Source organism: Simplicispira hankyongi, assembly GCF_003570885.1.
Classification (GTDB): domain Bacteria; phylum Pseudomonadota; class Gammaproteobacteria; order Burkholderiales; family Burkholderiaceae_C; genus Simplicispira; species Simplicispira hankyongi.
Genome location: NZ_QXJC01000003.1, coordinates 711,301 through 737,638 on the forward strand (window position 1 = coordinate 711,301; position 26,338 = coordinate 737,638).

A 26,338-nucleotide genomic window follows, 5' to 3' on the forward strand; every position below is an offset into this window, starting at 1 on the left:
TCGAGCCAGCGTTGCGAAATACCCACAAAGCCACGGCTCTGTCGATCGCGCCATGGGCGCAGCCATACGGCGACAGGGGACGTGCTGGGAATGTCCTTATACGGCCAGACATTGCTCCAGGCCCTGCTCCAAGATATCGCGCGGCAGGTCAATACCAATAAACACCATGCGGCTCTCGCGCGCCTCGCCCTCGGCCCAGGCAGGCCCCAGGTCGCTGCCCATGAGCTGGTGCACGCCCTGGAAGATGACCTTGCGGTCCGTTCCGGTCATGCTGAGCACACCTTTGTAGCGCAGCATGCGCGGGCCATAGATATTGACAATGGCGCCCAGAAAATCTTCCAGCTTGGCCGGATCGAACGGCCGGGGACTGCGGTAGACAAAGCTCTTGACGTCATCGTCGTGGCGATGGTCGTGCCCGCCGCCGTGCTGGTGCGAGGGATGGCTGCAATGCTCGCCGTGTGCATGGTCATGGTCATGGTCATGGTCATGGTCATGGTGGCCATCCTCCGGTTTCAGAAAATCCGGGTCGATATCGAGCTTGGCGTTCAAATTAAAGCCGCGCAGGTCGAGCACCTCGCCAATCGGCACTTCGCCGAAATGCACGGCCTTGATCGGCGCGCGCGGGTTCATGTGCTTGAGGCGGTGCGTCAAATCAGCCACGTCCTCGGCACTGACCAGATCGGTCTTGGAGAGGAAAATCTGGTCGGCAAACCCTACCTGCCGGCGCGCTTCCTGGCGCTGATCGAGCTGCTGCGGTGCATGCACCGCATCCACCAGGGTGACGATGGAGTCGAGCAAATAGGTTTCGGCGATTTCCTCGTCCATGAAAAACGTCTGCGCCACGGGCCCCGGATCGGCCAGGCCGGTGGTTTCAATCACGATGCGGTCAAACTCGAGCAGCCCCTTGCGGCGCTTGGCGGCCAGCAACTGCAAGGTTTCACGCAAGTCTTCGCGAATGGTGCAGCAAATGCAGCCGTTGCTCATCTGCACGATCTGCTCTTTGGATTCGGTCACCAATATGTCGGTGTCGATGTTTTCTTCGCCAAACTCGTTCTCGATCACGGCAATCTTCTGGCCGTGCACCTCGCTGAGCAAACGCTTGAGCAAGGTCGTTTTGCCCGAGCCGAGAAAGCCGGTGAGGATGGTGGCGGGGATGAGGGACATGAAAAACCTTGAGAAAAATGCGCCCACCGCGCCCGGCCGGACGCAATATGGCGGTGGTACAGGGGATATGGAGACTGTAGCGGAGCTGTCAAGAGGCAGCCCAAGCCAGCGACCGCAGCGCCACAGGGGGTTCTCACGGCTTGCGCATCACCACCAGGCCCTTGAGGTACTCGCCCTCGGGAAACTCCAGCGTCATCGAATGGTCCGGCGCCCCGCCCAAACGCTCCAGGATGTAGCCGTCCACGCCCGCGTCGGCCCCGGCCGAGGCCACGATCTTGTGGAACAGGTCGGCGCTGATGCCACCCGAGCACGAGAAAGTGAACAGCACCCCACCCGGCTCCAGCAACTGCAGCGCGAGGCGGTTGATGTCCTTGTACGCCCGGGCAGCGCGCTCGGCGTGCGCCGCCGTGGGGGCAAACTTGGGTGGATCGAGCACGATGGCGTCGAATTGCCGCCCTTCCTTCAGGAACTGGCGCAGCGAGGCGTTCACATCGGCGTCCAGAAAGGTGGTGCGCGCAGCGTCGAAGCCATTGAGCGCCACATGCGCGCGGGCGCGTTCGAGCGCCGGGCCGGACGAATCGATGGACACCACCTCGCCATCCACCACCCCGGCCGCGCGCTGGCCGGCCAGCGCCGCCACCGAAAACCCGCCGGTGTAGCAATAACAATTGAGCACGCGGCGCAGGCGAAGGCGCTGCACGGTGTCGGCAAAGCGCTTGCGGCTGTCGCGCTGGTCCAGGTAGAAGCCGGTTTTGTGGCCTTCGGCGATGTTGAGCGTGAGGCGCCACTGGTGCTCGTGGATCTCCAGCTCCAGCGGCGGCGCCTCCCCCCCAGCCGCCGGGCCGCCGCGCAGCCAGCCGGTGCTGGCGTCCAGGCCTTCGAGCTGGCGCACGCTGGCGTCCGAGCGCTCGTACAAGAGCGCCAGCCCCGTGGCCTGCAAAAGGGCGTCGGCAATCACATCCTTCCAGCGCTCGGTGCCTGCGCTGGTGAATTGCGCCACGAGCGTGTCGCCGTAGCGGTCCACGATCAGCCCCGGCAGAGCGTCCGATTCGCCATGGACCAGGCGCATGCCGCTACTTTTGATATCAAATCGGGCTCTAGCGCTTACCGCTCTTGCGCAAGCAGCTATGAAAAATGCACCGTCGATGCGCTGCGATGCGTCAAAACTCCACACCCGCGCCCGGATGCGCGAGGCCGGGCTGAACGCCGCCCAGGCCAGAAACTGGCCTTCATGCGACTCCACGCGCACGGTCTCACCGCTGTCGCCCCCACCTTTGGCGATGGCGGTTTCAAAGATCCAGGGGTGGCGGCGCAGCAGGGAGCGCTCTTTGCCGGGGCGCAGGATGAGGGTTTTCATGGTGGTGCAATCGTCGCGCAAATACGCCCCCAACCAAGCACGGGCCGCCGTGTCAGTATCAGAGCGCTTGGCCGATACGGCCCAGGCGCGGCGCCCAATTCTCCAGGATATCCACCGACACCAGCACGCGCCGTGCCTGGCCAATGAGCAAATGGCGCGGAACCAACCCGATGTAGCGCGAGTCGGCGCTGTTGTCCCGGTTGTCGCCGAGCACCAGGTATTCACCCTCGGGCACGGTCACCGGGCCGAAGCTGCGGTGCGCCGTCACGCCCTGCAGCCACTGCACGCGTCGTTCATCTCCCTGCAGGTGCTCGGTCCAGCGGGTGGCGGGCACCTGCGCACCGATTTCGGCCAGGGTCTCGGTCACGGCTTCGGGCGCGTCGTAGCGCGCGGCCTCGCCGTTGAGGTACAGCACCTCGTCGCGCATCTCCAGGGTATCGCCAGGCAGCGCCACAATGCGCTTGATCAGTCGCGTGCCGTCGCGCGGCGAGGAAAAAGTGACGATATCGCCCCGTCGCGGCTCGCCCAGGTGGGCGAGCACCACGTCGGTCAGCGGCAGTTTCAGGTCGTAGGCCAGGCGGTTGACAAAGACCACGTCGCCCTCCAGAAGTGTGGGCCGCATGGAGCCCGAGGGAATGGGATTCCAGTCGGCCACGGCGGTGCGAAAGACACCAAAGCACAGCAGCAGGACGATGAACCCACGGTTCGATTTGACCCATTTCAGCAGCATCTGGACAACTCCAAAAGCGCTCCACAGCGAGCGCCCCTGCTCGGATGCACCCGGTCGCAACTTGGTTCCGCCATGCCGGCGGTCGGGGGTCAGACGCAGCCATGGCCCCGTGCGCGGCGCCATGCCAGTGCCCCCTTGGAACCGGCTTTGCCGGGCCACCGGGTGCGCCCCCCTTGGGGGAAGCGGCGCAGCCGCTTAGAACGTGTTTACGATCTCCCAGAGGCCGCGCAGCAGTCTTTGCGGGATGGGATGCAAGGCGCGGTGGGCGGCCAATAGCCCCGCTATTGGCAAGCGCCGCAACGCCGCAGACCGCCCGCAAAGACCACTGCCCAAAGGGTTGGAGCGCAATCGGGCGATTGGACGCCCCGGCTGCTTGCATGGGCATGAGCCCATGCGGCGCATCCGAAGCATCCACTCATCCCGATTGCGCTCCAACGCAGCCCCTGCGAGATCGTAAACACGTTCTTAGGGGATCATTTTTTTCTCGCGCGCGGGTGCGCCGCGTCGTACACCTTGGCCAGGTGCTGGAAATCGAGCCGCGTATAGACCTGCGTGGTGGTGATGTTGGCGTGGCCCAGCAATTCCTGCACGGCGCGCAGGTCGCCGCTCGATTGCAGCAGGTGGCTGGCAAACGAATGGCGCAGCATGTGCGGGTGCACTGGCGTGCTCAGACCTGCCTGCCCGCTGCGCTGGCGCAGGCGCTTCCAGACCGACTGGGCCGAGAGGCGCGTGCCGCGCTGACCGACAAAGAGCGCCGGCCCGCCCGCACTGCCGCGCAGCGGCAGCCACACAGCCAGCGCCTGCCGCGCGGCCGTGCCCAAAGGCAGGCTGCGGCGCTTGCCGCCCTTGCCCAGTACGTGTGCCTCGCCGGCCTGAAGGTCGATCCAGCCCCGGCCTTCGCGCGCCGCGTCGCTGCCGGCCGTTCGGTCCAGGCCGACGAGCTCGCCGACGCGCAGGCCACAGCCATAGAGCAGTTCCACCATGGCGGCGTCGCGCGCCTCCAGCCAGGGGTCGGCGCCGCCGGCATGGAAATCCGCCAGCCGCACCGCATCGTCCACGCCCAATGCCTTGGGCAAGGGCTTGGCCGCCTTGGGGCCGCGCACGCCCTGCACCGGGTTGCTGCTCACCAGGCCCTGCCGCGCGGCCCAGGTGAAAAAACCGCGCCAGCCCGAGAGAATGAGTGCGATGCCCCGGCTGCTGCGCCCGGCGCCGTGCATGTGCGCCACAAAGCGGCGAATATGCGCCGGCTGCAAATGCAATAGCGGTACGCTGACTGCACTCGCAAACTGCGCCAGCTTTTCAAGGTCAAGGGTGTAGAGGGTGAGCGTGCGCGCGGCCAGCCGCTTTTCGACGCGCACATGCTCCAGATAGCGCTGGGCTTCAGCGGGCAGTGGCGCAGGCGCGGTCATGCGCAGACCACCCTGCTTTTCAGTGTTCTGCAGCGCCGTGCACCGCCCACAGCCCACGCAAAGGGCGCAATCCAGACCAGCGGCCACCGTGCAAGGGCCGCCCCGCCGCACCGGTGGCGTCCCCCTGAGGGGGAAGGCGCCGAAGGCGACTCAGGGGGCATCTACCTCAGCCGCTGCAGCGCGGCGCTGGCCAACTCGGCCATGCGCGAGAGAAATTCCGTGCCCATGGTGGCATCGAAGCGCTGGGCGTCGGGCGAACCCAGCACCAGCAGGCCAAAGGCCGGCGTGGCGCTGTCGATCGAGCCACCCCGCAGCGGCAGCAGGGCGAGCGACTGTGCTGCCATGCTGTCGCCCTCTTCCACCGCGACGCGGGGCAGCCAGCTGGCCGGCTCGAACCCCAGGTTGGGCCCGCAAAACGGCATGGTCAGCGAGCTGGCAAAGGCGCGCACATCGTCGCTTGCATCCTGCGCAAAATCGTGCTCGGTGTACTCAAAGGCAACGTCCCAGACACGGATGGCGGTCTGCGGCACGTCGAAATGCCGCTCGATGCCCTGCACCACGGCCTGCGGCAGCTCCGCGGGGTGCTGCACGCGCTGCAGCTCGCAGCCCCAGGTATGCACCTTGGCGGCAATGGCTTCGTTGTCGTGGCTGTTGCGCACCATGTCCATCACGCGCTGCTCCAGCGCCTTGATCTTCTCGCGCAGCATTTCGGCCTGGCGCTCCTGCAAACTCACGGCGCGCTGGCCGTGGGCGCTGGCGATCTGCACGCTGGCCAGCACCTCGGCGTGGCGTTCGAAGAATTCTGGCGTATTCACCAGAAATTGGGCGATATCCTCTTCGGTAATGGGGGACTGTGCGCTGGTACTCATAGGGGGTCCGGAAGTTGAATGCGGCCCTCGAACACCGTAGTGGCCGGGCCGGTCATGAAAACGGAGTCGGCCGCCTGGCCGCTCCAGGCAATGGAGAGTTCACCGCCGAGCGTCTGCACCTGCACGGGCGATACCAGATACCCCATGCGAATACCCGCCACCACCGCTGCGCAGGCGCCGGTTCCACAGGCCAGCGTCTCGCCCGCGCCGCGCTCGTACACGCGCAGGCGCACATGGTGCGGGTCCACCACCTGCAAGAAGCCGGCGTTGGCGCGCTCGGGAAAGCGGTGGTGGTTGCCGATCAAGGGGCCGATTTCGGCGACCGGCGCCGTGTCAACGTCGTCCACCAGAAGCACCGCGTGCGGATTGCCCATGGAGAGCACTGCCACATACAGCAGGGTTTCCTGGCCCTGGTCTTCGCGCGCCAATGGCCAAGTCTGCCAGGCACCTTCGGGCTTGGGCTGCAGGCCGGTCGCAGTGAATGGCGCCTGCAGCGGGTCGAACACCGGGCGGCCCATGTCCACCGTGACGCCGTCGCCAGCGAACTGCAGAACAATGGTGCCCGAGAGCGTCTGTACGCGCAGGCTGTCCTTGCTGGAGAGTCCCTTGTCGCGCACAAAACGGGCAAAGCAGCGTGCGCCGTTGCCGCATTGCTGCACCTCGCCGCCGTCGGCGTTGTAGATGGCGTAGGCAAAATCGACGTCCGGGCCGGGCGCGGGGCGCACGCACAGCACCTGGTCGGCGCCCACGCCAAAGTGGCGATCGGCGAGAAAACGAATGTGCTCGGGCGAGAGCTGGTACGCCTGCTGGGTTTCATCGAGCACGACAAAATCGTTGCCCGCGCCCTGCATCTTGGTAAATGCGATTTCCATGGCCGCAATTATGGGTGCAGGCGCCCTGCCGGGCACGGCTGTCGCGTTCGGGTTAGGCTGATTGCCATTGCATCGCAACGGACAGGAAAGGACAGAACATGACGCTACTGAGCGATTTCCCCATCACCAAGAAATGGCCGGCGCGCTTCCCGGACCGCATCCAGCTGTATTCGCTGCCCACGCCCAATGGTGTCAAGGCGTCCATCATGCTGGAGGAAACCGGCCTGGCCTACGAGCCGCACCTGGTGAATTTCGAAACCAACGACCAGAATTCACCCGAATTTCTCTCGCTCAACCCGAACAACAAGATTCCGGCCCTTCTGGACCCCAATGGCCCAGGCGGCAAGCCGATGGCACTGTTTGAATCGGGCGCCATCCTCTGGTACCTGGCAGAACGCACCGGCCTGTTCCTTCCCCAGGACGCCATGGCCCGCTACGAAACCCTGCAATGGCTGATGTGGCAAGTGGGCGGCGTCGGCCCGATGTTTGGCCAGCTCGGCTTCTTCAACAAGTTCGCCGGCAAAGACTTTGAGGACAAGCGCCCACGCGATCGTTACGTGGCCGAATCGCGCCGCCTGCTGGGCGTGCTCGACAAGCACCTCGAAGGCCGCGACTGGATCATGGGCCAGGATTACACCGTCGCCGACATCGCCACTTTCCCCTGGGTGCGCAACCTGATTGGTTTTTACGAGGCCGGCGCGCTGGTTCAATTCGAGCAGTTCCGGCAAGTCAAGCGCGTGCTCGACGCCTTTGTCGCCCGGCCCGCCGTGGCGCGCGGCCTCACGATTCCCGCGCGCGGCTGATTTCGGGTTCGATAATGGCCCCATGACCCGCCCTACCCAGTGGCTGCACCCGCAGCGCGAACCCGTCCGGCCGCTTTCGGCCGCCACTGTTCTACTTGTGCGCGATGCGCCGGACGCCCCAGGCGGGCTGCAGGTGCTGATGACGCGGCGTTCCGCCAAGGCGAGTTTTGCGCCAGGTGCCTACGTTTTCCCGGGCGGCGGCATTGACGCGCTGGACGCTGACCCAGCCACGCACGCCGCGTGCGCGCGCCGCCCCGGCCAGTCGGATGAGCAGCTCACGCAGGCCGTCGCCGCGATCCGCGAGAGCTTTGAAGAGCTCGGCATCCTGCTGGCACGCCACGAAGGTGGCCGACCGGCCGATGCTGCCGACATCGCCGCGCTCGATCGCCACGCACCGTTTGCCGCGCAATGCGCCGTGCGGGGCCTGCGCTTGGCGGCCGACGAAGTCTTTGTGCTGGCGCGCTGGACGGGGGACCGCGACCTGCCGCGGCGCTTCGACGTACCCTTCCTGATCGCCCGCATGCCCGAAGGCCAGACGCCCGTGGCCGACGAGGCCGAGCAGTTCGAGCCGGTGTGGGTGCGCCCGCATGAAGCGCTGGAACGCCACGCGGCGGGCGGTTTCTTCATGATTTTCCCGACCATCCGCACCCTGGAGCGCCTGACGAAGTTCGACGGCGCCGACGCCGTGCTGGCGGCCTGCGCCAGCGGCACGCCCCTGTGGACCAGTTGCCCCCGCGCCGGCCTGCTGGCCGGCAAGGAAGCGCGCTACATGGAAGACGAAATGCCCTATGGCGAGCTGGCCCTGGTCTGCCCAGATGGCCAGATCGTGCACCCGCTCGACTGGCAAAGCGAGCGCCCGGTGCCACTTTTGAAGAACCTGCAGCGCCTGACCGCCCCCAATCCCGGCGTCATGACCGGCCCCGGCACCAACAGCTACCTGGTGGGCGAGCCGGCCACGGGCTACATCGCCATCGACCCCGGCCCCGCCGATTCGCAGCACCTGGAAAAGCTCTGGCGCGCAGCCAGCGGCGACATCCGCATGATCGTCTGCACCCATTCGCATCCCGACCATTCGCCAGGCAGCCAGCCGCTGCAGGCGCTGTGCGTGCAAGCGGGCCGCAGCGCCCCGCCCATCCTGGGCCTGGCCTCAAAACCCACGGCGCGCGCGCACAGCCAGTTCACACCGGATCGCGCGCTACAAGATGGTGAGCTGCTCACGCTTACGGGGCAAGCGCTAGAGGGTGAAATCACCCATACTTTGCAAGTGGTGTACACCCCCGGCCACGCGGCCAACCACCTGTGCCTGTTGCTGGTGGAAGACGCCCTGCTGTTTTCCGGCGACCACATCCTGAACGGCAGCACGACGGTGATCGACCCGCCCGATGGCAACATGGCCGATTACCTCGATTCACTCGACCGGCTGGACGCGCTGTGCGCCGAACATGGCGTTGAATTCATCCTGCCCGCGCACGGCTACGTGCTGGGCGATGCGCGCGGCGCGATTGCCCGGCTCAAGGCCCACCGGCTGGCGCGCGAAGCGAAAGTGATTGCCGCGCTGGAGGCCCTGCCCGGCGGCAGCATGGAAGACTGGGTGGCGCATGCCTACGCCGACGTGCCGCCGCGCATCTGGCCGGTGGCGCAGCGCTCGCTGCTGGCGCACATCGAGCGCATTCGCGCACTCGGGCCCGGGAATAATTGATACCCCCTGAGCCGCTTCGCGGCTTCCCCCAAAGGGGGACGCCACCAGCGCGGCGGGGCGGCCCTTGCGCGGTGGCCGCTGGTCTGGGCCGCGCTTGTTTGATGCGCCGCGCTGGATGTATTGCCCCATGATTGAGCGAAATGAAAAATCTCTCCACTTCACCTGACAACACCGAGCGCCTCGCCAAGCGCGTGGCGGCCGAGCATGGCCTCTCGCGCAGCGCGGCCGAGCAGTACATCGAAGGCGGCTATGTCAGCGTCGATGGGGCACGGGTCGAAGTCCCTGGCGCCCGCGTGGCGCCGCAGCAGCACGTGGTGCTGGCCAAGGATGCCAGCCTCGACGCGCTGGAACCCGTGACGCTGCTGCTGCACAAGCCGCCGGGCTATGAAGCAGGCCTGGGGCTTGAAGCGGCGGCCGCTGCGCACGGCAGCCGCAGCCAGGGCGCGCCCGCAGCGCTGAGCCTGATCGGGCTGTCCACCCACATGGAAGGCGACGCCGCCGACACCCGCGTGCTGCTGCGCCACTTTCGCGCCCTGGAATGCTTCACGCCGCTGCCCACACCGGCCAGCGGGCTGGTGGTCTACACGCAGGACAAGCGCATCGCGCGCAAGCTGGCCGAGGACATCGAGTCGCTGGAGCAGGAGTGCATCGTCGAGGTGGCGGGCCAGATTGCCGAGGGCGGTCTGAAAAAGCTCTGCCATGGCCTCTCGTTCAACGGCCGGCCGCTGCCGCCCATCAAGGTGAGCTGGCAGAACGAAACCCGGCTGCGCTTTGCGCTGAAGGGCATCCGCCCCGGGCAGATTCCTTCGATGTGCGAGGCCGTGGGCCTGCGCGTGGTGGCGATCCGCCGCATCCGCATCGGGCGCGTGCCGCTGGCCAAGGTGCCCGAGGGGCAATGGCGCTATCTGCAGGCATGGGAAAAGTTTTAAAGCTATTTAAATGATAGCTGTCAGCGCAATATGGATAAGCGCTAGAGGCCAATTTCCCCTGAAATTTCCGCCTGCACTGCGATAAAAGTGTGAAGCGCGCCGATAAGCCGGATTCTGTGCACCCGAACCTCCTTGCGAAGGCCGGGCGTGACCGCCATTACTCTGGGCCGGATGTCGCCACCACGGCTCGGTGCTACCTACCCGCCAACTCTGCGGAACCACATCAACGTTGGCCTACTTGGTATTGCTGCGCGTAGAGATTGCCCGTTTCACCTTGGGCGCGGAGCTCCCAAGGTGGCTGCGGGCTTTCCCGGCTTGCGCCGGGAACCGACTGGCTCACGCCATTCGGCACCAGCTTTCGCTGGCGACCCACAGAACACCCTTGGTGGCTCTACACCCAAACTCGTCTCTGTTGCTCTGATCCTCACCTCACGGTGGGCAGCCGTTAGCTGCTACGCTGTCCTGTGCAGTCCGGACGTTCCTCCAGTGCCTGGTTTCCCAGATTGCACCAGCGGCGGTCTGGCGCGCTTCACGGGAGCGATTATCCCCGACCCACGCGCCTCGTTCACCCCTTTTTCCAAGCCCATCACCATGACCATTCCTTCCACCACCCATTTCGACACGGCCGCCCGCGATTGGGACCAGCGCCCCACGTCGCTGCAACTGGCCGCTATCCCCGAGCGCCTGCTGGCGCAGCTGCCCTTGCAGGCCAGCGACCATGTGCTGGATTTCGGCGCCGGCACCGGGCTGCTGTCCACCGCCATTGCGCCGCACGTCACGCAGGTCACGGCGCTGGATATGTCGGCCGCCATGCTGCAGGTGCTGGATGAAAAGGGCTTTGCCAACATCACCACGCGCCAGCAAGACATCTCCGCAGGGTTGCCCGGGCAGTACCACGCCATCGTGAGCTGCATGGCAATGCACCACGTTGCGGACACCGCCGCGCTCCTGCACACCTTTGCCGCTGCGCTGCACAGCGGCGGACGCATTGCCCTGGTGGATCTGTACCAGGAGGACGGCAGCTTTCACGGCGACGCCGCCGCCAACGCCGCGAAGGGCGTGCAGCACTTCGGCTTTGCACCCGACAGCATGCGTGCGCTGGCCGAACAAGCCGGTTTGGTGGACATCGCGTTTGGCGAAATCCTTCGCTTGCAGCAGCACAACGGGCGGGCCTATCCCCTGTTTCTGATGACCGGGCGCAAGCCCTGAGACAGCGGGCACCGCAGTAGGAAGGGGAAAGGCGCCAATCCGACATATCCATATGGCGGAACCGGCAGAACAATGGGTTCAGAATGAATGGCACTGCTTTTCCACCCAACCGTTCAGGAGACGCCATGAAGGTCGACAACATTCTGCAAACCATTGGCAACACGCCGCACATCCGCATCAACCGCATCTTCGGGCCGGACGCGAAGGTGTGGATCAAGTCCGAGCGCAGCAACCCGGGCGGCTCCATCAAGGACCGCATTGCGCTGGCCATGGTCGAAGCGGCGGAAAAGTCGGGCGCGCTCAAGCCCGGCGGCACCATCATCGAGCCCACCAGCGGCAACACCGGCATCGGCCTGGCGCTGGTAGCGGCCGTCAAGGGCTACAAAATCATCCTGGTGATGCCCGACAGCATGAGCATCGAACGGCGCCGCCTGATGCTGGCCTACGGTGCGAAGTTTGACCTGACGCCCAAGGAAAAGGGCATGAAGGGCGCAATTGCCCGCGCCGAGGAGCTGCAGGCGCAGACGCCCGGCGCCTGGATTCCGCAGCAGTTCGAGAACCCGGCCAACATCGCCGTCCACGCCGAGACCACGGCAAAAGAAATCCTGGCCGACTTCCCCGATGGCCTGGATGTGCTGATCACCGGCGTTGGCACCGGCGGCCACATCACTGGCTGCGCGCGCGTGCTCAAGGCAAGATTCCCGAATCTCAAGGTGTTTGCGGTGGAACCCACCGGCTCGGCCGTGATTTCCGGCGGCGCTCCCGGCCCGCACGCCATTCAGGGTCTGGGCGCCGGCTTCATTCCGAAGAACCTCGACACCAGCGTGCTCGATGGCGCCATCGTGGTGGACGCCGAGGACGCGCGCGAATTCGCACGCCGCAGCGCCCGCGAGGAAGGCATTCTGGTCGGCATTTCATCGGGCGCCACGCTGGCCGCGATTGCACAAAAGCTGCCCGAACTGCCCACTGGCAGCCGCATCCTCGGCTTCAACTACGACACCGGCGAGCGCTACCTGTCGGTGGATGGTTTCCTGCCCACCTGATCCAGACAAGCCCGGTGAGCGCGCTGGTGCCGCGCGTGCCTGCGGCGCTGGGCGCTCCCGAATCGGTCGGCGTGGCGCTGTTGACCACGCAAGCGCTCCCCAAGCATGGCTTCCAATGCGTCATGTAATGGAACAATAGTTTCAGATTGGAACGATTGTTCCTGTACGGCGCGATTCGCACGCTTGGCTGTGTGACACAGTTCGACAAATGAAGGGGTTGGTCTGTATTTTGCTAGCCATTTGGGCTGACACCTTGGCCATCCAACGCCCATTCCGGTACCGAATGGGCTCTCATTTTCCGATCTGGAGTACGTCATGAAACGCAATCGCTTGGGCTTGCTCACTCTGGCCGTAGTTTCGGCATTGATCGCAGCACCGCTCGCCAACGCTGCCGAAGTTACTGAAGCACAGCACCTTGGCACCATCGAACGCTCGGAAGCCAAACGCGCCACCGCGCTGCTCGATAGCGCGGTGAGCTACCTGCAGAAGAATGGCCCCGAAAAATCCTTCGCTGCCTTCAACGATCACAAGGGGCCTTTTATCGACGGCCCCTACTATGTGTTTGCCGTCGGAACGGATGGTTTCATGCATGCCGATGGCGCCGCGCCGGCGCTGGCAGGCAAAAATCAGGCTCAACTGCGCGATGCGGCCGGCAAACCCTTCATTCAGGACTTGCTGGAACTGGCCCAGAAATCCCCGACAGGCACGGTCGAATACCGGTGGCTGAACCGCACCACCAACCACCTGGAAAACAAGGTCAGCCTGTACCGCAAGGTCGGCGACACCATCCTCGGCGTCGGCTACTACACACCACGTGCCACGGTTGAAGACGCACAGAACCTGCTCGCCAAGGCCGTGGCATACCTGAAAAAATGGGGCGGCAAGACGGCATTTGAGGCCTTCAATGACCCACAGGGCAGTTTCACGCACGACGACCAATATGTGTTCGTGATCGGTATCGACGATGGCGAATACCGGGCAACGGGCGCGTCACCCCAACTCACCGGGATGAATGTGCGCGGTCTGCGGGATGCCGCCGGCAAACCGCTGATCGAAGAAATGATCAACCTGGCAAAAGAAAAGGGCAGCGGCACGGTGGACTACGTATGGCGCAATCCAGCCACCAACGCGGTGGAGGCCAAGCACTCGCTCATCCAGCGCGAAGGCGACGTGTTGCTCGGTGTCGGCTACTACACCAAGTAGCGTTCCCTGCGCCTTGGCGGACCCGCCGCCGTCGACTGACTCCCCCAGCGCAGCCATGAGGCGTGCTGCCAAGCCCATGCGAGACATGGCGCACGCAGCCTGAGGGGCTATCATTTGCGCCCTCCGACATTGCCATCGCCCGATAACCACGGGCCCGCAAAATCATGATCCGGCTCTCCGAAATCCGGCTGCCCTTCACCGCAGCCCAAGCGCCCGAGGCCCCGCTGCGGGCCGCTGCCCAGGCACTGCTGGGCCTGGCCCCGGCGGACATTGCCCATGTCCACGTCTTCAAGCGCAGCTTCGATGCACGCAAGGCGAATCTGCTGGCGGTGTACATCATCGACATCACACTGGCCCAGCCGGAGCGCGAAGCCGCCCTGCTGGAGCGCCATGCCAGCAACCCCCACCTCCAGGCCACACCCGACATGGCGTGGCAGCCCGTGGGCCGGGCGCCGGAAACGCTGGCGGATCGTCCCGTGGTGGTCGGTTTTGGCCCCTGCGGCATCTTTGCCGCGCTGGTGCTGGCGCAAATGGGGTTCAAGCCCATCGTGCTGGAGCGCGGCAAGGCGGTGCGCGAGCGCACGCAAGACACCTGGGCGCTGTGGCGCAAACGCGAACTGCACCCCGAGAGCAACGTACAGTTTGGCGAGGGCGGCGCCGGCACGTTTTCAGACGGCAAGCTCTACAGCCAGATCAAGGACCCGCGCCACCTGGGTCGCAAGGTCATGAACGAGTTCGTACAGGCCGGCGCGCCAGAAGAAATCCTCTACGCCGCCCACCCGCACATCGGCACGTTCAAGCTCGTCAAGGTGGTGGAAAACCTGCGCGCGCAAATCATCGCGCTGGGCGGCGAGGTGCGCTTTGGGCAGCGCGTGACCGATGTGCTGCTGGACAAGAGCGCCACGGGCCAGCGGATCACAGGCCTGCGCGTGCTCGACCAGACCACCGGCGACACATACGAACTGGCCGCATCGCAGGTCGTCATGGCACTCGGCCACAGCGCGCGCGACAGCTTCACCATGCTGCACACGCGCGGCGTCGCCATGGAGGCCAAGCCGTTTTCCATCGGCTTTCGCATCGAGCACCCGCAAGGCCTGATCGACCGCGCCCGCTGGGGCCGGCACGCCGGCAACCCTTTGCTGGGCGCAGCCGACTACAAACTGGTACACCACGCGGCCAACGGGCGCGCTGCCTACAGCTTTTGCATGTGCCCTGGCGGCACCGTGGTGGCCGCCACCAGCGAGCCCGGCCGTGTCGTCACCAACGGCATGAGCCAGTATTCGCGCAACGAGCGCAACGCCAATGCGGGACTAGTCGTCGGCATCACGCCCGAGGACTACCCGCAGGATGCGGCGGCATTCGAAGCCATGCTGGGGGCGCACCACGGGGTCACCGGCGGGCGCGCGGGCAGCGCGCATCCGCTCTCCGGCATCGTGCTGCAGCGCCAGCTCGAATCAAGCGCCTATGTCCTCGGCGGCAGCGACTACAGCGCGCCCGCGCAGTTGGTGGGCGACTTTCTGGCGGGCCGCGCATCCACCTACATGGCGAGTGTCGAGCCCTCGTACCAGCCTGGCGTGCGGCCGGTCGATCTGGCCAACGCCCTGCCCGGCTACGCCATTGCCGCGCTGCGGGAAGCTTTGCCCATCTTTGGCCGAAAAATCAAGGGCTTTGACATGCCCGATGCGGTGCTGACGGGGGTGGAGACACGCACCTCTTCGCCGCTGCGCATCCACCGGAGCGACGATTTCCAAAGCCCCAACACCGCCGGCCTGTACCCCGCCGGCGAAGGCGCGGGCTACGCTGGCGGGATTCTTTCGGCCGGGGTGGACGGCATCAAGGTCGGCGAGGCCGTGGCGCGCAGCCTGCTGGGCTTGGCATAGAAAAGCCGCCAGCGGCAGACCTGCTGGCGGCTTGTAGCGTGCGCGCTCAGCCGTTCTTCTGCGCCGCCTGCAGCGCTGCAATCCGCTCTTCAATCGGCGGGTGGGTGGAAAACAGCTGGCCAATACCGCCGGCAATGCCCATGGCCTGCATGCTCTTGGGCAGCTCTGCCGGGTGCAGGCCACCGAGACGCGCGAGCGCATTGATCATGGGCTGGCGCTGGCCCATGAGCTGGGCGGAGCCAGCGTCGGCACGAAACTCCCGCTGGCGTGAGAACCAGGCGACGATGATGGCCGCCAGGAAGCCCAGCACGATGTCGAGCACGATGGTGGTGACGTAGTAGCCGATACCAGGGCCCGAGCGCTGCTCGTTGTTGCGCGAGAGAAAGCTGTCCACGGCGTAGCCGATGACGCGCGAGAGGAACACGACAAAGGTGTTCATCACCCCCTGGATCAGGGTCATGGTCACCATGTCGCCGTTGGCAATGTGGGCGACCTCGTGGCCAATGACGGCTTGAACCTCCTCGCGCGTCATGTTGCGCAGCAGGCCCGTGGACACTGCCACCAGCGCCGAATTCTTGAAGGCGCCCGTGGCAAAGGCGTTCGGATCGCCCTCGAAAATGCCGACTTCGGGCATGCCGATGCCAGCCTTCTCGGCAAAACCACGCACCGTCTCGACAAGCCAGGCTTCGTCACCATTGCGCGGCGCCTCGATCACCTGCACCCCAGCGCTCCACTTGGCCACGGGTTTGCTGATGAGCAGCGAAATAATGGCGCCGCCAAAGCCCATGATGAAGGCAAACCCCAGCAGCGCGCCGAGGTTCAGGCCATTGGCGGTGAGGTAGCGGTTGACACCCAGCAGGCTGGCCACAATGCCCAGCACCACCACCACGGCCAGGTTGGTCATCAAAAACAGGGCGATACGTTTCATTCAGGCTCCACAAAAGAGTCGTTCAAAGGTCGAAGGAAGGTGCGGCGTCCAGCGCCGATTTCAAGGGTGGCGAGGTGGGCGAAACACCGTGGCGTCATCATAAAAGCCAGGTGTCTCGTTGCCGGCCCACCACCCCGGGATACCCAGCAGCGGCAGGGGGGCAAAGGGCTTGGTGGCCAGCCAGGGCGCCTGGAGTTGCTGCGCCAGCCTTGCGCCCTGATTTACTTCTAAATTTATAGCATCGTACGTAATCAACACGTGCGCTGTGATCTCTTTTCTTGGCTTGACCAGTTGTTCCATTGCGGCATGGCCAAACAACGTGACCCGGGCGCTGCGCCAAAGCGCGCGGTGCAGCACGAACAGTGCTTGCCAATCGCGCGCCAGCAATGCCTGCCAGAGGGCCGGCGGCGCTTCAAGCAGGGCACCGCTCTCGTCCAGCAGCGTGCAGGCATCGCGCAGCGGCCCGCGCACCGGGCCCACGCCCCGTGTCGCCATGGCACCGGCCTGCAACTGGTTCAGGCGCTGTTTGGCTTGGCCAAAGCGCTGCCACACCAGGCCATTGAAAAAGTCGTGCAGGTTGTTGCGCGTAGGCACGCTGCCGGTGTCGAAGATGAACTGCTCATAGGCCACACCTGCTGGCAGCTCCGCCTGGGGCACGAACCGCACTGGCGCGCCTTGGGCAGCGTTCAGCGCCTCGTGCACCGGCGTGCCGCTGGCGACGGCACCCGCCAGCGGTACGCCGAGCTCGCGCCAGGGCGCAAGCCAGGGGGTTTGCCAGTCCACTTCGGAAAGCACGGTAGGCCGCGTTCGGCTGGCCATCGGTCTGGCATCGGCAGGTGTCAGTTTTGCACGCGCCACGCCAGCGCTTCGCCCGCGCGCAGGGGCTTGAGCTCGGCCTCGCCAAAGGCAAAGCTGTCCGGCGGCGTCCAGCTCTCTCGCACCAGGGTGAGTGTGCCGCTGTTGCGCGGCAGGCCGTAGAAGGCCGGGCCGTGAAAGCTGGCAAAGCCCTCCAGCTTGTCGAGCGCACCGGCGGCATCGAACGCCTCGGCGTACAGCTCCATGGCCGCGTGCGCGGTGTAGCAGCCAGCGCAACCGCTGGCGTGCTCCTTCAAATGCGCGGGGTGCGGCGCGCTGTCGGTGCCGAGAAAGAAGCGGTCGCTCCCGCTGGTGGCAGCCTGCACCAGCGCGCGGCGGTGCTCTTCACGCTTGAGCACTGGCAGACAGTAATAGTGTGGGCGAATGCCGCCCGTAAAGATAGCGTTGCGGTTGTAGAGCAGGTGGTGTGCGGTGATGGTGGCGGCCGTGAAGCGATCCGCATCATTCACGTACTGTGCGGCCTCGCGGGTAGTGATGTGCTCGAAAACGATTTTCAGCTCAGGAAAATCGTGCCGCAGGGGTATCAGTTGCTGCTCGATGAACACCGCCTCGCGGTCGAACAGGTCGATGTCGGGACTGGTCACTTCACCGTGCACCAGAAGCAGCATGCCCGCTTTCTGCATCGCCTCCAGCGTGGCATAGGTCTTGCGCAGATCGGTCACACCAGCATCGCTGTTGGTCGTGGCGCCGGCAGGGTAGAGCTTCACCGCCACAATGCCTGCTTCCTTGGCGCGGGCGATTTCCTCCGGCTGCAGCTTGTCGGTGAGATAGAGCGTCATCAGCGGCTCGAAGGCCATGCCCTCGGGCACTGCCGCCAGGATGCGCTGCTTGTATTCAAGCGCCTGCTGCGCCGTGGTCACCGGCGGGCGCAGGTTGGGCATGATGATGGCACGGCCAAACTGAGCGGCAGTGTGGGGCACCACGGTTCGCAGCGCATCGCCATCGCGCACGTGCAGGTGCCAGTCGTCGGGGCGGGTGATGGTGAGAATGTCGGTGGAGGCGGTCATGGGCAGCATTGTCCCATCCGCGCCAGCGCTTCCAAAACCGGACGACAGTCCCCCCCAATGGGGGATCCACTGGAGGCAAACGCTGGCCCCTGGTGCTCAGAACGTGTTCACGATCTACGGAACATACGGGGGCATTGGACGATGGAGCCGCCAGATCCGATGGGGCCTGTGCGTTACCATTCCCTACTGACCACCGCAGCAGTGGCTAGTCCATGGGCACCCGGGAAAAAGGGCCGCTGGAACTGATCCCCTGACGGCCTTCCCCAACTGCAGGTGCGGGAATACCTCAATCCAACCCTCTCACAGGTCCATGCAATCTCCGTCTGCTAAGACTCCGCCGGTGGCGCCTTCCAGATGGTTGAACGGTACCTACTGGCTGCTCGCCATGGTGGCTGCCATGGCGGTTGCCACTTCGACGGCGCTGTGGTGGACCGTACGGGAAACGCAGTCGCTTGCGCGACCCTACCAGCAAAGCGACCCCTGGTACGTTTCGAGCGTGCACAGCGAACTGGCACGGGTCAGTCTGCTTGCACGCAAGCTGCAGACAGGGGAAGCCTCCGCGCATGAGCTGCAGAATGGCGTGGACGTGCTTCTCGGCACGCTCGACCAGCCTCATCAAATCGGCATGCGACTGCGCGAAGAGCCACCACAGCCGGCGGCGGAACTGAAGGAACTGCTGCGCCACACTGCGCAATGGTCCAGCCGGCTGGACCGGCCCGATGCCGACGCACGGGCCGTCGCGACAGACATCATCGGGCGCTCGGATGCACTGCTCGACAGCAGCCGCAAAGCCGTGGCTGCTGCGTACCTGTCCAACACCCAGGAAACTGGCCATGCGCGCCAGCAGCTCCACGACCGCTTCACGGTGCTCAGTGCCGTGCTGGGTGGCCTGCTGGCAGGCACGGCGCTGCTGATCTGGAAGCTGGTGCATGACGCCCGGTCGGCCAGCGCGGCATCACGCCAGCTTGCTCAGGCCAACCGTCAGCTCGAAGTACGCGTGGCCAACCGCACGCGCAAGATCGAGGAAGGCCGCGCGCTGCTCAGCTTCATCCTCGATACCAGCCCGAGCGACGTGGTGCTGGCCGAGGTCCAGAGCGGGCGGGTGCATTTCATCAACCGCAAGCTCACCGAGCGCCTCGGGCTCAAGGCTCCGCCCCAGACGCTGTTCCTGCAGCAATTGCTGAACGACCCGCAAACCCGCCAACGGTTCATGCAGGCACTCGACCAGTACGGCCAGGTCGATGCGATGGAGGCGCTCATCGGCGGGCGCAACCCAAGCTGGAGTTCGCTGTCGGCACGCCTCATCGAGGTCGATGGGCAACTGGCCCATTTGCTGTGGGGGTTCGACATCAGCACGCACAAGGCGCTCGAAGCGCAGTTGCGCGAACTGGCCACCCAGGACCCGCTCAGCGGACTGCTCAACCGGCGTGCCTTCATGGAACGGGGCACGGCCCTGTTCGACCATTGCCGCCGGCACGCACAGCCCTGCGCGGTACTCATGATCGACATCGACCACTTCAAGCGCATCAACGACCTGCACGGCCACCAAGCGGGCGACGACGCCATCCGCGCCTGCGCGCAGGCCATAGGACAGGTACTGCGCGATGCCGACCTGCTCGGGCGACTGGGAGGTGAGGAATTCGCGGCGCTGCTCCCCCATTCATCGACCGGCAGCGCCATGGTGATCGCCGAGCGCATCCGCGGCGCCATCGCACGGATGGACATCGAGTCCGCCCCTGGCCATCCTATGGCATTCACCGTCTCCATCGGCGCGGCAGAAATGGCGCCCCAGCATCCCGGCATCGAGCACCTGCTCGCCGAGGCCGACCGGGCGCTTTATCGCGCCAAAGCCACGGGCCGTGACAAAGTACTTGCCTATGAGCCCGGAATCCGACAGTCTTGAGGCACTGCCTGTGCCATTCACCATGAGTATCCGACTACTGATCGTTGACGACAGCCGCATGTCCCGGCTCATCCTGCAGGGACTGGCCCTGCAGGCCCATCCGCAATGGACCATCCTGCATGCCAGCAGCGGCGAGGAGGCGCTACAGATGGTTCGAGAGAGCCCGGTAGACCTCGTCTCCATGGACTTCAACATGCATGGCATCAACGGCCTGGAGGCCGCGCTGGAGTTGCGCAAAATCCTGCCCGACGTACCTATCGCCATCCTCACCGCCAACGTACAGTCCGTCCTGCAGGAACGCATCGAGGAGGCAGGAATGGTGTTCATCCCGAAGCCGATCACAGCCAGCGCCACGGCCCAGCTCGCGGCGCTCGTGGGAGCCTGACATGGTGCAGCTTGACGACGAGCAAATCGACGCGCTCAGCGAGATCTTCAACATCGGCGTGGGCAAGGCGGCGGCCGCGATGGGCCACCTCATGCACGACGAGGTCCTGCTGTCCGTGCCGCACGTGAGCATCCTCACCGTAAGCGAGGCCGCCCAGCAGCTCGGTACGGCCGAAAAGCCCATGTACGGCGTGCGCCAGCCGTTCCGGGGCGTCTTCAGCGGCGATGCGCTGCTGATCTTTCCGGGCCACAAGAGCCTGGAGATCGTGCGCATCGTGGCGGGCCAGAGCGTGCCCGGCGAGGACCTCAGCGCCATCGAGCAGGATGCGATGACGGAGGTGGGCAACGTGATGCTCAACGCCTGCATCGCGGCACTGGCCGACCTCCTGGGCAACGAATTCGAGCTCAGTCCACCCAGTATTGACATCGGCGACAGCCGCACCATTCTGGGTACGCGCATCCAGAACCACCTGGTGGTGTTCCTGCGCATCCGCTTCGAGCTGCTGAGCAGCCAGATCGAGGGCTTCGTGGTATTCGTGCTCAACACCACCTCGCTCGAAAGCCTGCGCTCGGCAGTCAACCGACTGCTGGACCGCCCGACAGAAATGGACTGACCCAACCAACTGGCGGGCGTGTTCCACGCCCGCGAGCGCCGAGGGCCGCCGACCATCGGCGCCGCCCCTCAGTGCGACAGTATCTTGTTAAGGAAATCCTTGGTGCGCGGCTGGCGGGCTTCCAGGTTGTTAAAGAACTCCTCACGCGTGCAGTCCTCCAGGATCTTGCCGCCCACGTCCATGAAGATGACGCGGTGCGCCACCTTGCGGGCAAAGCCCATTTCGTGGGTGACGCACATCATGGTCATGCCCTCGTTGGCCAGGCCCACCATCACGTCGAGCACCTCACCGACCATTTCAGGGTCGAGTGCCGAGGTCGGCTCGTCAAACAGCATGACGATAGGGTCCATGCTGAGTGCACGTGCAATGGCCACGCGCTGTTGCTGACCACCCGAGAGCTGGCCTGGGAACTTGTCCTTGTGCGCCGACAGGCCCACACGGTCGAGCATCTTGAGGCCGCGTTTCTTGGCTTCGTCGGCGCTGCGGCCCAACACCTTGATCTGCGCGATGGTGAGGTTTTCCGTCACTGAGAGGTGCGGGAACAGCTCGAAATGCTGGAACACCATGCCAACACGGCTGCGCAGCTTGGGCAGGTTGGTCTTGGGGTCGTGCACCGCTACCCCATCGACCCAGATCTCACCCTTCTGGAAGGGTTCGAGCGCATTGATGGTCTTGATGAGCGTGGACTTGCCCGAGCCGGAAGGGCCGCAGACGACCACCACCTCACCCTTCTGGATGGCGGTGGAGCAATCGGTCAGCACCTGAAAGCTGCCGTACCACTTGGAGACGTTCTTGAGTTCAATCATGCAATTTCCTTAGCGCACGATGGCAATCCTGCGGTGCAGGCGTTTGACGGCCCAGGACAGCGCAAAACAGATGACGAAATAGACCACGGCTGCCGCCAGATAGGCCTCGATGGGTCGGCCGTAGTTCTTGCCGGCGATCTCGAAACCCTTGAGCATGTCGTAGGCGCCGATGGCGTAAACCAGCGAGGTATCCTGAAACAGGATGATGGTCTGCGTCAGCAGCACCGGCAGCATGTTGCGAAACGCCTGCGGCAGGATCACGAGCTTCATGTTCTGCCCATAGGTCATGCCCATGGCCATGCCGGCAAACACCTGGCCGCGCGAAATCGACTGGATACCGGCGCGCATGATCTCGCTGAAGTACGCCGCCTCGAAAGCAACAAAGGTCACGACCGCCGACATCTCTGCACGGTAGTCCCTTCCAAATTCGCCAAAGAGTGCATAAAAAGACATCGGCACCAGCAGGAAGCACCACAGAATCACCATGACCAGCGGAATGCTGCGCATGCCGTTGACATAGATGGTCGCCGGCAGCACGAGCAATTTGCGCCCCGAGAGCCGCATCAACGCCAGCACGGTGCCAAAAATCACGCCGCCAATGGTGGATACCACCGTGAGCATGACGCTGAAGTAGAGGCCCTTGAGCACAAAGTTGTGCACCAGGTCCCAGTTGTAGAACGAAAAATCGATCGAAAGAGGCATTTCAGTGTCCTCCTGCGCCGCTGGCGGCAATGAGGCCCGGCACACGCGAGCGCTTCTCGATGAACGCCATGAGGCGGTTGATCGCGAAGGCCGACACCACGTAAAGCGCTGTCACCGCCAGGTAAACCTCGATACCGCGCGAGGTTTCTTCCTGCGCCTGCATGGCGAACATGGTCAGCTCGGCCACGGAGACCGCAAAGGCCACGGACGAGTTCTTGAAAATGTTCATGGTCTCGCTGGTCAGCGGCGGAATGATGATCCGCAGCGCCATCGGTAGCAGCACGTAGCGGTAGATCTGGAAGGTGGTGAAGCCCACCGCCATGCCCGCGTAGCGCTGGCCCCGCGGCAGCGACTCCAGCCCCGATCTCACCTGCTCTGCAATGCGCGCGGAGGTGAACAGGCCGAGGGCGAAAATCACCAGCACGAAACCGGGCACCTGCTGGAGCGAGGGGAAGAACGATGGCAGCACGTGGTACCAGAGGAACAACTGCACCAGCAAAGGAATATTGCGAAACAGTTCCACCCAGGCATTGCCCAGTCGTACCACCCAGGGCCTTCCCTGCAGGGTGCGCAGCGTGCCGATGAGGCCGCCCAGCACCAGCGCCAGCACCAGCGCCAGCAGCGACACCGACACCGTCCAGCCCCAGGCCGAGAGCAGCCAATCGAGGTAGGTGATGTCACCACCTTTGCCAAAACAACCGGCCACGGCGGTTTGATCCAGCGTGTCCTGACAGAACACCTGCCAATCCCAACTCATAGGTTTCCTTTCAGTTCACGGTCGTGCAGCGCCACGAAAAAGCCCCCCCGAACCGATGGCTCGAAGGGGGCATGGAGCCGATGGTTGCCTTACTTGTTGCCGTAGTCTTCCATGGGCTTGTCGTTCGGGTGCGCCCACGCATCCTTGGTCGCTTCAGACATGGGCAGACCAATCTTCACGTTGGTCGGCGGCACGGGTTGCATGAACCACTTGTCGTACAGCTTGGCGAGCGAGCCGTCGGCGATCTGACGCTTGATGGAGTCGTCCACGGCTTTCTTGAAGGCCGGGTCGTCCTTGCGCAGCATGCAGGCGATGGGTTCGACCGACAGCACTTCACCGACGATTTTGTAGTCGGCCGGATTCTTGGCTTTGGAGATGTTGGCCGCCAGAATGGAGCCGTCCATCACGAAGGCATCGGCACGGCCGGTCTCAACCATCAGGAAGCTGTCGGCGTGGTCCTTGCCATAGACTTCCTTGAAGTCCAGACCGGTGGCGCGCTCGTTCTTGCGCAGGGTCTGAACCGAGGTGGTGCCGGTGGTGGTCGCTACCGTCTTGCCCTTGAGGTCCTTGATGGAGTTGATGCCCGAGTTGGCCTTGACCGCCATGCGCACTTCTTCCACGTAGGTGGTCACGGCAAAAGCCACGTCCTTCTGGCGGGCCTTGTTGTTGGTGGTGGAGCCGCACTCCAGGTCCACGGTGCCATTGGTCACCAGCGGGATGCGGTTTTGCGACGTGACGGGCTGGTACTTGATGTCCAGCTTGGCCACGCCCAGGTCCTTTTGCAGGTCGCCCACGATGCGTTCGGCCATCTCGGTGTGAAAACCGACGTACTTGCCATTGCCCAGCGTGTACGACAGACCTGACGATTCGCGCACGCCCAGCGTGATGCTGCCAGAGGATTTGATCTTTGCCAGGGTGTCACCAGCCTGCGCGAAGCTTGCGCTGGCAGCCAGTGCGAGGACGGCTGCGGCCAATAGTTGCTTTTTCATGCGTGTCTCCTTGGGGTTGTGCCGAAAATGGCGGATTTTAGGGTGCTGCACTCACCTTGCGCAGCTGTTGAAGAAATCGAATCTGCAATCAAAGCGAGAACTGGGCACCTGTGCGGAAACGCCGTTCCGCACCAAGACCGAAACGACACAGTAACCGCTTTAAGAAGAAAATGGCGCTGCCGATCAGAAAGGCACCTTGTCGGTCGGGTACTTCCAGAAGTCGCGCATCAGGTAGTTCACCGGCAGATTGAGCGCGCGGTTTTGTGGTGGAATGGGCTGCAAGAACCACTTATCGTAAATGGCATAGATCTCGCGGCTGGTAATCAGGCGGCGCATTTCGTCGTCCACCAGTTTTTTGAACTCAGGGTCGCCCGGCGCCAGCATGATGGCTAGTGGTTCCGTGGTCACGAACCGACCGACGACTTTGAGCGCCTTCGGGTTCGGGCGGCCGGCCGCCAGACCGTAGAGCAGGACGTCGTCCATCACGAAGGCATCGGCCTCGCCTTTTTCCACCATTTCCACGGCACGCGCGTGGTCCGGCGCCTCGACGATGTTCAGGCCCATCAAGTGCGATCGGTTGGCCTGCTGCACTGCGAGCAAAGGCGTGGAGCCTTTGGTGGATACCACCGTTTTGCCAGAAAGATCCTCAAGCCGGGTCACCGTGCTTGCCGCCGGCACCAGCAAACGTGCGCCGGTAATGTAGTGCGGAATGGTGAATGCCACGGTTTTGCGACGCTCGGCGTTGTTCGTCGTCGAGCCGCATTCCATGTCGGCCTTGCCCTGTGCCACCGTGGCCACCCGATTGGCCGAGGTAACCGGCACCAGTTCGATCGCCATATCCTTCTTGCCGGTTTGGCGACGCACGACGTCCGCCAAGTGCAGGCACAGGTCCATGGCGTAGCCAATGGGTTTGCCGGTTTTGGTGTCCACATAGGAGAACGGGACCGATGAGTCGCGGTAGGCAATGACCAGCTTGTCGCCCCCGCGTACGCGCTCCAGCACCCCTTGCGCAGCCAACGCGCTCGTGCTTGCCGCCACGGCCAGCAGGAAGTAGACAAAGCGCGAAGCAAGGTTCATGGGGTTCAGGTCCAGAGTAAGAAATACTGTAGGCGGCGAATGTAAGTGGACAGTTACCGCGCATCCAATGCCTATTGTTGGCCGTGTCATGCAAAAGAATCATGAGCCTGCGGAGGCGGCACTTTGGTCCACGAGAAAATTCCACAAAGCATCAATCTTGTCGTGTCCGGTCTCTCGCGGACCGCGTCGCTCGCGGCAGATGCGCACGTCCATGGTCATTTGCAGATGCGGCAGTTCAGGCGGCGCGGCACTGACCAGGCGGCGCGCACGCAGATCTTTGCGAACCGCGCTAAGAGGCAAAAAGGCCACGCCGTGGCCTTCCAGCGCCATCGCCTTGAGGCCTTCGGCCATATCGGTTTCGTACACCCGCTCCAGGTGCAACGGAACACGCGACTCCTTGAGGATCAGTTCGGTCACGCGCCCCAGATAAGCCCCTGGCGCGTAGGCCAGGTAAGGCAGCGGCTCGGCAGCGGCGCCGGGCAGACGGTACAGCGGCCGTCCGTCCGGACCGGGGCGCACATAGGGCGCAAGCACTTCCTGGCCCAGGCTGAGCATTTCGTAGCGGTTGGCATCGAGTTGAAACGGCTGCGACTCATGGTGGTAGGTGACCAACAGATCGCAGCTGCCTTCGACCAGCCGCATGACGGCATCGTGCACATTCAGCGCGATCAAACGGCTCTTGAACGGCCCAAAACGCTCGCGCATGCGCGAGACCCATTCGGGGAAAAAGGTAAACGCCAGGGTGTGCGGAACAGCAAACTCGATCATGTCCTGGCTCGAACTGCCATGGGCGCGCAAGGCGGCCCGGGTGCTGTGCAACGCTTGCAGCATTTCCAGCGACTGGTCGTAGAGCGTACGGCCCGCCGGGGTCAGGCGCGTAGGGTAGGAGCTGCGATCGACCAGGTCGGTTCCTGCCCAGGCCTCAAGCGCCTGGATGCGGCGCGAAAACGCCGGCTGCGTCACATGGCGCAACTGGGCGGAGCGGCTAAAACTGCGCGTCTCGGCCAGGCTGACAAAATCTTCAAGCCACTTGGTTTCCATCGGTCGATTATCCGCTTGCACATGCACGCCACAAGCGGCGCAATTGCGTTGCACGCATAATGTTTTGCGCCTGCGCCACGCCCCGCG

The 26,338-nt window shown here is 64.3% G+C and carries 25 protein-coding genes and 1 other RNA gene; 10 read left to right on the forward strand and 16 right to left on the reverse strand.

The window, feature by feature from the left end:
* Positions 1 to 96 precede the first annotated feature (96 nt).
* From D3F03_RS09975 to dapF, 6 genes are all read right to left on the reverse strand, one after another.
* Positions 97 to 1,164, reverse strand: a complete 1,068-nt coding sequence (locus tag D3F03_RS09975) for a CobW family GTP-binding protein (RefSeq protein WP_119109204.1) — start codon at positions 1,162 to 1,164, stop codon at positions 97 to 99.
* A gap of 133 nt (positions 1,165 to 1,297) precedes the next feature.
* Complete coding sequence (locus tag D3F03_RS09980) at positions 1,298 to 2,521, reverse strand: class I SAM-dependent rRNA methyltransferase (protein WP_119109205.1); 1,224 nt, start codon at positions 2,519 to 2,521, stop codon at positions 1,298 to 1,300.
* A 58-nt stretch (positions 2,522 to 2,579) separates the two neighbouring features.
* Positions 2,580 to 3,251 carry a signal peptidase I gene (gene lepB / locus D3F03_RS09985; protein ID WP_119109206.1) on the reverse strand — a complete coding sequence of 224 codons (672 nt, stop codon included), beginning with the start codon at positions 3,249 to 3,251 and terminating at the stop codon, positions 2,580 to 2,582.
* A 473-nt stretch (positions 3,252 to 3,724) separates the two neighbouring features.
* A complete protein-coding gene (locus D3F03_RS09995; protein WP_119109495.1) occupies positions 3,725 to 4,660 on the reverse strand; it encodes a tyrosine recombinase XerC in 936 nt (311 codons plus the stop codon).
* 161 nt (positions 4,661 to 4,821) lie between these two features.
* Positions 4,822 to 5,529, reverse strand: coding sequence for a DUF484 family protein (locus D3F03_RS10000; RefSeq protein ID WP_119109207.1), 708 nt, complete (start codon positions 5,527 to 5,529; stop codon positions 4,822 to 4,824).
* Positions 5,526 to 6,401: a diaminopimelate epimerase gene (gene dapF / locus D3F03_RS10005; protein ID WP_119109208.1), complete on the reverse strand. Its 876-nt coding sequence runs from the start codon at positions 6,399 to 6,401 to the stop codon at positions 5,526 to 5,528. Before dapF ends, D3F03_RS10000 begins: the two co-directional genes overlap by 4 nt.
* Positions 6,402 to 6,499: 98 nt before the next feature.
* On the opposite strand from dapF, the gene D3F03_RS10010 reads away from it, so the two are divergent.
* The 3 genes from D3F03_RS10010 to D3F03_RS10020 all read left to right on the forward strand — a co-directional run bounded on the left by D3F03_RS10010 (position 6,500) and on the right by D3F03_RS10020 (position 9,832).
* Positions 6,500 to 7,204 carry a glutathione S-transferase N-terminal domain-containing protein gene (locus D3F03_RS10010; protein ID WP_119109209.1) on the forward strand — a complete coding sequence of 235 codons (705 nt, stop codon included), beginning with the start codon at positions 6,500 to 6,502 and terminating at the stop codon, positions 7,202 to 7,204.
* Positions 7,205 to 7,226: 22 nt separating this feature from the next.
* A complete protein-coding gene (locus D3F03_RS10015; RefSeq protein ID WP_119109210.1) occupies positions 7,227 to 8,903 on the forward strand; it encodes an MBL fold metallo-hydrolase in 1,677 nt (558 codons plus the stop codon).
* Positions 8,904 to 9,043: 140 nt separating this feature from the next.
* The gene (locus D3F03_RS10020) at positions 9,044 to 9,832 is read left to right on the forward strand and encodes an rRNA pseudouridine synthase (protein WP_119109211.1); all 789 of its coding nucleotides are present in this window, start codon (positions 9,044 to 9,046) and stop codon (positions 9,830 to 9,832) included.
* A gap of 87 nt (positions 9,833 to 9,919) precedes the next feature.
* Here the strand turns inward: D3F03_RS10020 and rnpB are convergent.
* An RNA gene (gene rnpB / locus D3F03_RS10025) (RNase P RNA component class A) lies at positions 9,920 to 10,363 on the reverse strand.
* 60 nt (positions 10,364 to 10,423) lie between these two features.
* Between rnpB and D3F03_RS10030 the strand changes: the two genes are divergently transcribed.
* From D3F03_RS10030 to D3F03_RS10045, 4 genes are all read left to right on the forward strand, one after another.
* Positions 10,424 to 11,041, forward strand: coding sequence for a class I SAM-dependent DNA methyltransferase (locus tag D3F03_RS10030; protein WP_119109496.1), 618 nt, complete (start codon positions 10,424 to 10,426; stop codon positions 11,039 to 11,041).
* Positions 11,042 to 11,166: 125 nt separating this feature from the next.
* The gene (gene cysK / locus D3F03_RS10035; RefSeq protein WP_119109212.1) at positions 11,167 to 12,084 is read left to right on the forward strand and encodes a cysteine synthase A; all 918 of its coding nucleotides are present in this window, start codon (positions 11,167 to 11,169) and stop codon (positions 12,082 to 12,084) included.
* A 315-nt stretch (positions 12,085 to 12,399) separates the two neighbouring features.
* Complete coding sequence (locus D3F03_RS10040; protein WP_119109213.1) at positions 12,400 to 13,287, forward strand: cache domain-containing protein; 888 nt, start codon at positions 12,400 to 12,402, stop codon at positions 13,285 to 13,287.
* Positions 13,288 to 13,451: 164 nt separating this feature from the next.
* A complete protein-coding gene (locus D3F03_RS10045) occupies positions 13,452 to 15,167 on the forward strand; it encodes an NAD(P)/FAD-dependent oxidoreductase (RefSeq protein ID WP_119109214.1) in 1,716 nt (571 codons plus the stop codon).
* A 46-nt stretch (positions 15,168 to 15,213) separates the two neighbouring features.
* Here the strand turns inward: D3F03_RS10045 and htpX are convergent, their stop codons facing one another.
* From htpX to pyrC, 3 genes are read right to left on the reverse strand one after another with little or no spacing between them, the layout of a single operon-like run.
* On the reverse strand, positions 15,214 to 16,095 hold the full coding sequence (gene htpX, locus D3F03_RS10050) for a protease HtpX (RefSeq protein WP_119109215.1): 882 nt from the start codon (positions 16,093 to 16,095) through the stop codon (positions 15,214 to 15,216).
* Between the two features lie 60 nt (positions 16,096 to 16,155).
* On the reverse strand, positions 16,156 to 16,914 hold the full coding sequence (locus D3F03_RS10055; protein WP_119109216.1) for a DUF3025 domain-containing protein: 759 nt from the start codon (positions 16,912 to 16,914) through the stop codon (positions 16,156 to 16,158).
* A gap of 20 nt (positions 16,915 to 16,934) precedes the next feature.
* Positions 16,935 to 17,987, reverse strand: a complete 1,053-nt coding sequence (pyrC, locus tag D3F03_RS10060) for a dihydroorotase (RefSeq protein ID WP_425453114.1) — start codon at positions 17,985 to 17,987, stop codon at positions 16,935 to 16,937.
* A 331-nt stretch (positions 17,988 to 18,318) separates the two neighbouring features.
* Here pyrC and D3F03_RS10065 point away from each other — a divergent pair, with 331 nt between their 5' ends.
* Genes D3F03_RS10065 through D3F03_RS10075 form a run of 3 tightly spaced genes read left to right on the forward strand, consistent with a single transcriptional unit; the run spans position 18,319 to position 20,879 of the window.
* Positions 18,319 to 19,881: a sensor domain-containing diguanylate cyclase gene (locus D3F03_RS10065; RefSeq protein WP_158606152.1), complete on the forward strand. Its 1,563-nt coding sequence runs from the start codon at positions 18,319 to 18,321 to the stop codon at positions 19,879 to 19,881.
* 22 nt (positions 19,882 to 19,903) lie between these two features.
* The gene (locus D3F03_RS10070; protein ID WP_158606153.1) at positions 19,904 to 20,266 is read left to right on the forward strand and encodes a response regulator; all 363 of its coding nucleotides are present in this window, start codon (positions 19,904 to 19,906) and stop codon (positions 20,264 to 20,266) included.
* A gap of 1 nt (position 20,267) precedes the next feature.
* Positions 20,268 to 20,879, forward strand: a complete 612-nt coding sequence (locus tag D3F03_RS10075; RefSeq protein WP_119109219.1) for a chemotaxis protein CheC — start codon at positions 20,268 to 20,270, stop codon at positions 20,877 to 20,879.
* Between the two features lie 68 nt (positions 20,880 to 20,947).
* Here the strand turns inward: D3F03_RS10075 and D3F03_RS10080 are convergent, their stop codons facing one another.
* The 6 genes from D3F03_RS10080 to D3F03_RS10105 form a co-directional block, all read right to left on the reverse strand.
* Positions 20,948 to 21,685 (reverse strand): amino acid ABC transporter ATP-binding protein, encoded by a 738-nt coding sequence (locus D3F03_RS10080; protein WP_119109220.1) that lies wholly within the window; start codon positions 21,683 to 21,685, stop codon positions 20,948 to 20,950.
* A 9-nt stretch (positions 21,686 to 21,694) separates the two neighbouring features.
* Entirely contained in the window at positions 21,695 to 22,387 is a 693-nt protein-coding gene (locus D3F03_RS10085) for an amino acid ABC transporter permease (RefSeq protein ID WP_119109221.1), read from the reverse strand.
* 1 nt (position 22,388) lies between these two features.
* Complete coding sequence (locus D3F03_RS10090) at positions 22,389 to 23,144, reverse strand: amino acid ABC transporter permease (protein WP_119109222.1); 756 nt, start codon at positions 23,142 to 23,144, stop codon at positions 22,389 to 22,391.
* An 89-nt stretch (positions 23,145 to 23,233) separates the two neighbouring features.
* Positions 23,234 to 24,133, reverse strand: a complete 900-nt coding sequence (locus D3F03_RS10095; protein WP_119109223.1) for an amino acid ABC transporter substrate-binding protein — start codon at positions 24,131 to 24,133, stop codon at positions 23,234 to 23,236.
* 183 nt (positions 24,134 to 24,316) lie between these two features.
* Complete coding sequence (locus D3F03_RS10100; protein WP_119109224.1) at positions 24,317 to 25,210, reverse strand: amino acid ABC transporter substrate-binding protein; 894 nt, start codon at positions 25,208 to 25,210, stop codon at positions 24,317 to 24,319.
* Between the two features lie 99 nt (positions 25,211 to 25,309).
* Complete coding sequence (locus tag D3F03_RS10105; protein WP_119109225.1) at positions 25,310 to 26,251, reverse strand: LysR substrate-binding domain-containing protein; 942 nt, start codon at positions 26,249 to 26,251, stop codon at positions 25,310 to 25,312.
* Positions 26,252 to 26,338: the final 87 nt, after the last annotated feature.

Coding starts and splice junctions, on each gene's coding strand:
- D3F03_RS10080 (WP_119109220.1), bottom strand. CDS start 21,685: ATGATTGAACTCAAGAACGTCTCCAAGTGGTACGGCAGCTTTCAGGTG.
- D3F03_RS09995 (WP_119109495.1), bottom strand. CDS start 4,660: ATGACCGCGCCTGCGCCACTGCCCGCTGAAGCCCAGCGCTATCTGGAG.
- D3F03_RS10100 (WP_119109224.1), bottom strand. CDS start 25,210: ATGAACCTTGCTTCGCGCTTTGTCTACTTCCTGCTGGCCGTGGCGGCA.
- D3F03_RS10105 (WP_119109225.1), bottom strand. CDS start 26,251: ATGGAAACCAAGTGGCTTGAAGATTTTGTCAGCCTGGCCGAGACGCGC.
- D3F03_RS10075 (WP_119109219.1), top strand. CDS start 20,268: ATGGTGCAGCTTGACGACGAGCAAATCGACGCGCTCAGCGAGATCTTC.
- D3F03_RS10000 (WP_119109207.1), bottom strand. CDS start 5,529: ATGAGTACCAGCGCACAGTCCCCCATTACCGAAGAGGATATCGCCCAA.
- lepB (WP_119109206.1), bottom strand. CDS start 3,251: ATGCTGCTGAAATGGGTCAAATCGAACCGTGGGTTCATCGTCCTGCTG.
- D3F03_RS10085 (WP_119109221.1), bottom strand. CDS start 22,387: ATGCCTCTTTCGATCGATTTTTCGTTCTACAACTGGGACCTGGTGCAC.
- dapF (WP_119109208.1), bottom strand. CDS start 6,401: ATGGAAATCGCATTTACCAAGATGCAGGGCGCGGGCAACGATTTTGTC.
- pyrC (WP_425453114.1), bottom strand. CDS start 17,987: ATGCTGCCCATGACCGCCTCCACCGACATTCTCACCATCACCCGCCCC.
- D3F03_RS10090 (WP_119109222.1), bottom strand. CDS start 23,144: ATGAGTTGGGATTGGCAGGTGTTCTGTCAGGACACGCTGGATCAAACC.
- D3F03_RS09975 (WP_119109204.1), bottom strand. CDS start 1,164: ATGTCCCTCATCCCCGCCACCATCCTCACCGGCTTTCTCGGCTCGGGC.
- D3F03_RS10070 (WP_158606153.1), top strand. CDS start 19,904: ATGAGTATCCGACTACTGATCGTTGACGACAGCCGCATGTCCCGGCTC.
- D3F03_RS09980 (WP_119109205.1), bottom strand. CDS start 2,521: ATGAAAACCCTCATCCTGCGCCCCGGCAAAGAGCGCTCCCTGCTGCGC.
- D3F03_RS10030 (WP_119109496.1), top strand. CDS start 10,424: ATGACCATTCCTTCCACCACCCATTTCGACACGGCCGCCCGCGATTGG.
- D3F03_RS10010 (WP_119109209.1), top strand. CDS start 6,500: ATGACGCTACTGAGCGATTTCCCCATCACCAAGAAATGGCCGGCGCGC.
- D3F03_RS10095 (WP_119109223.1), bottom strand. CDS start 24,133: ATGAAAAAGCAACTATTGGCCGCAGCCGTCCTCGCACTGGCTGCCAGC.
- D3F03_RS10055 (WP_119109216.1), bottom strand. CDS start 16,914: ATGGCCAGCCGAACGCGGCCTACCGTGCTTTCCGAAGTGGACTGGCAA.
- D3F03_RS10045 (WP_119109214.1), top strand. CDS start 13,452: ATGATCCGGCTCTCCGAAATCCGGCTGCCCTTCACCGCAGCCCAAGCG.
- D3F03_RS10015 (WP_119109210.1), top strand. CDS start 7,227: ATGACCCGCCCTACCCAGTGGCTGCACCCGCAGCGCGAACCCGTCCGG.
- D3F03_RS10040 (WP_119109213.1), top strand. CDS start 12,400: ATGAAACGCAATCGCTTGGGCTTGCTCACTCTGGCCGTAGTTTCGGCA.
- D3F03_RS10020 (WP_119109211.1), top strand. CDS start 9,044: ATGAAAAATCTCTCCACTTCACCTGACAACACCGAGCGCCTCGCCAAG.
- htpX (WP_119109215.1), bottom strand. CDS start 16,095: ATGAAACGTATCGCCCTGTTTTTGATGACCAACCTGGCCGTGGTGGTG.
- cysK (WP_119109212.1), top strand. CDS start 11,167: ATGAAGGTCGACAACATTCTGCAAACCATTGGCAACACGCCGCACATC.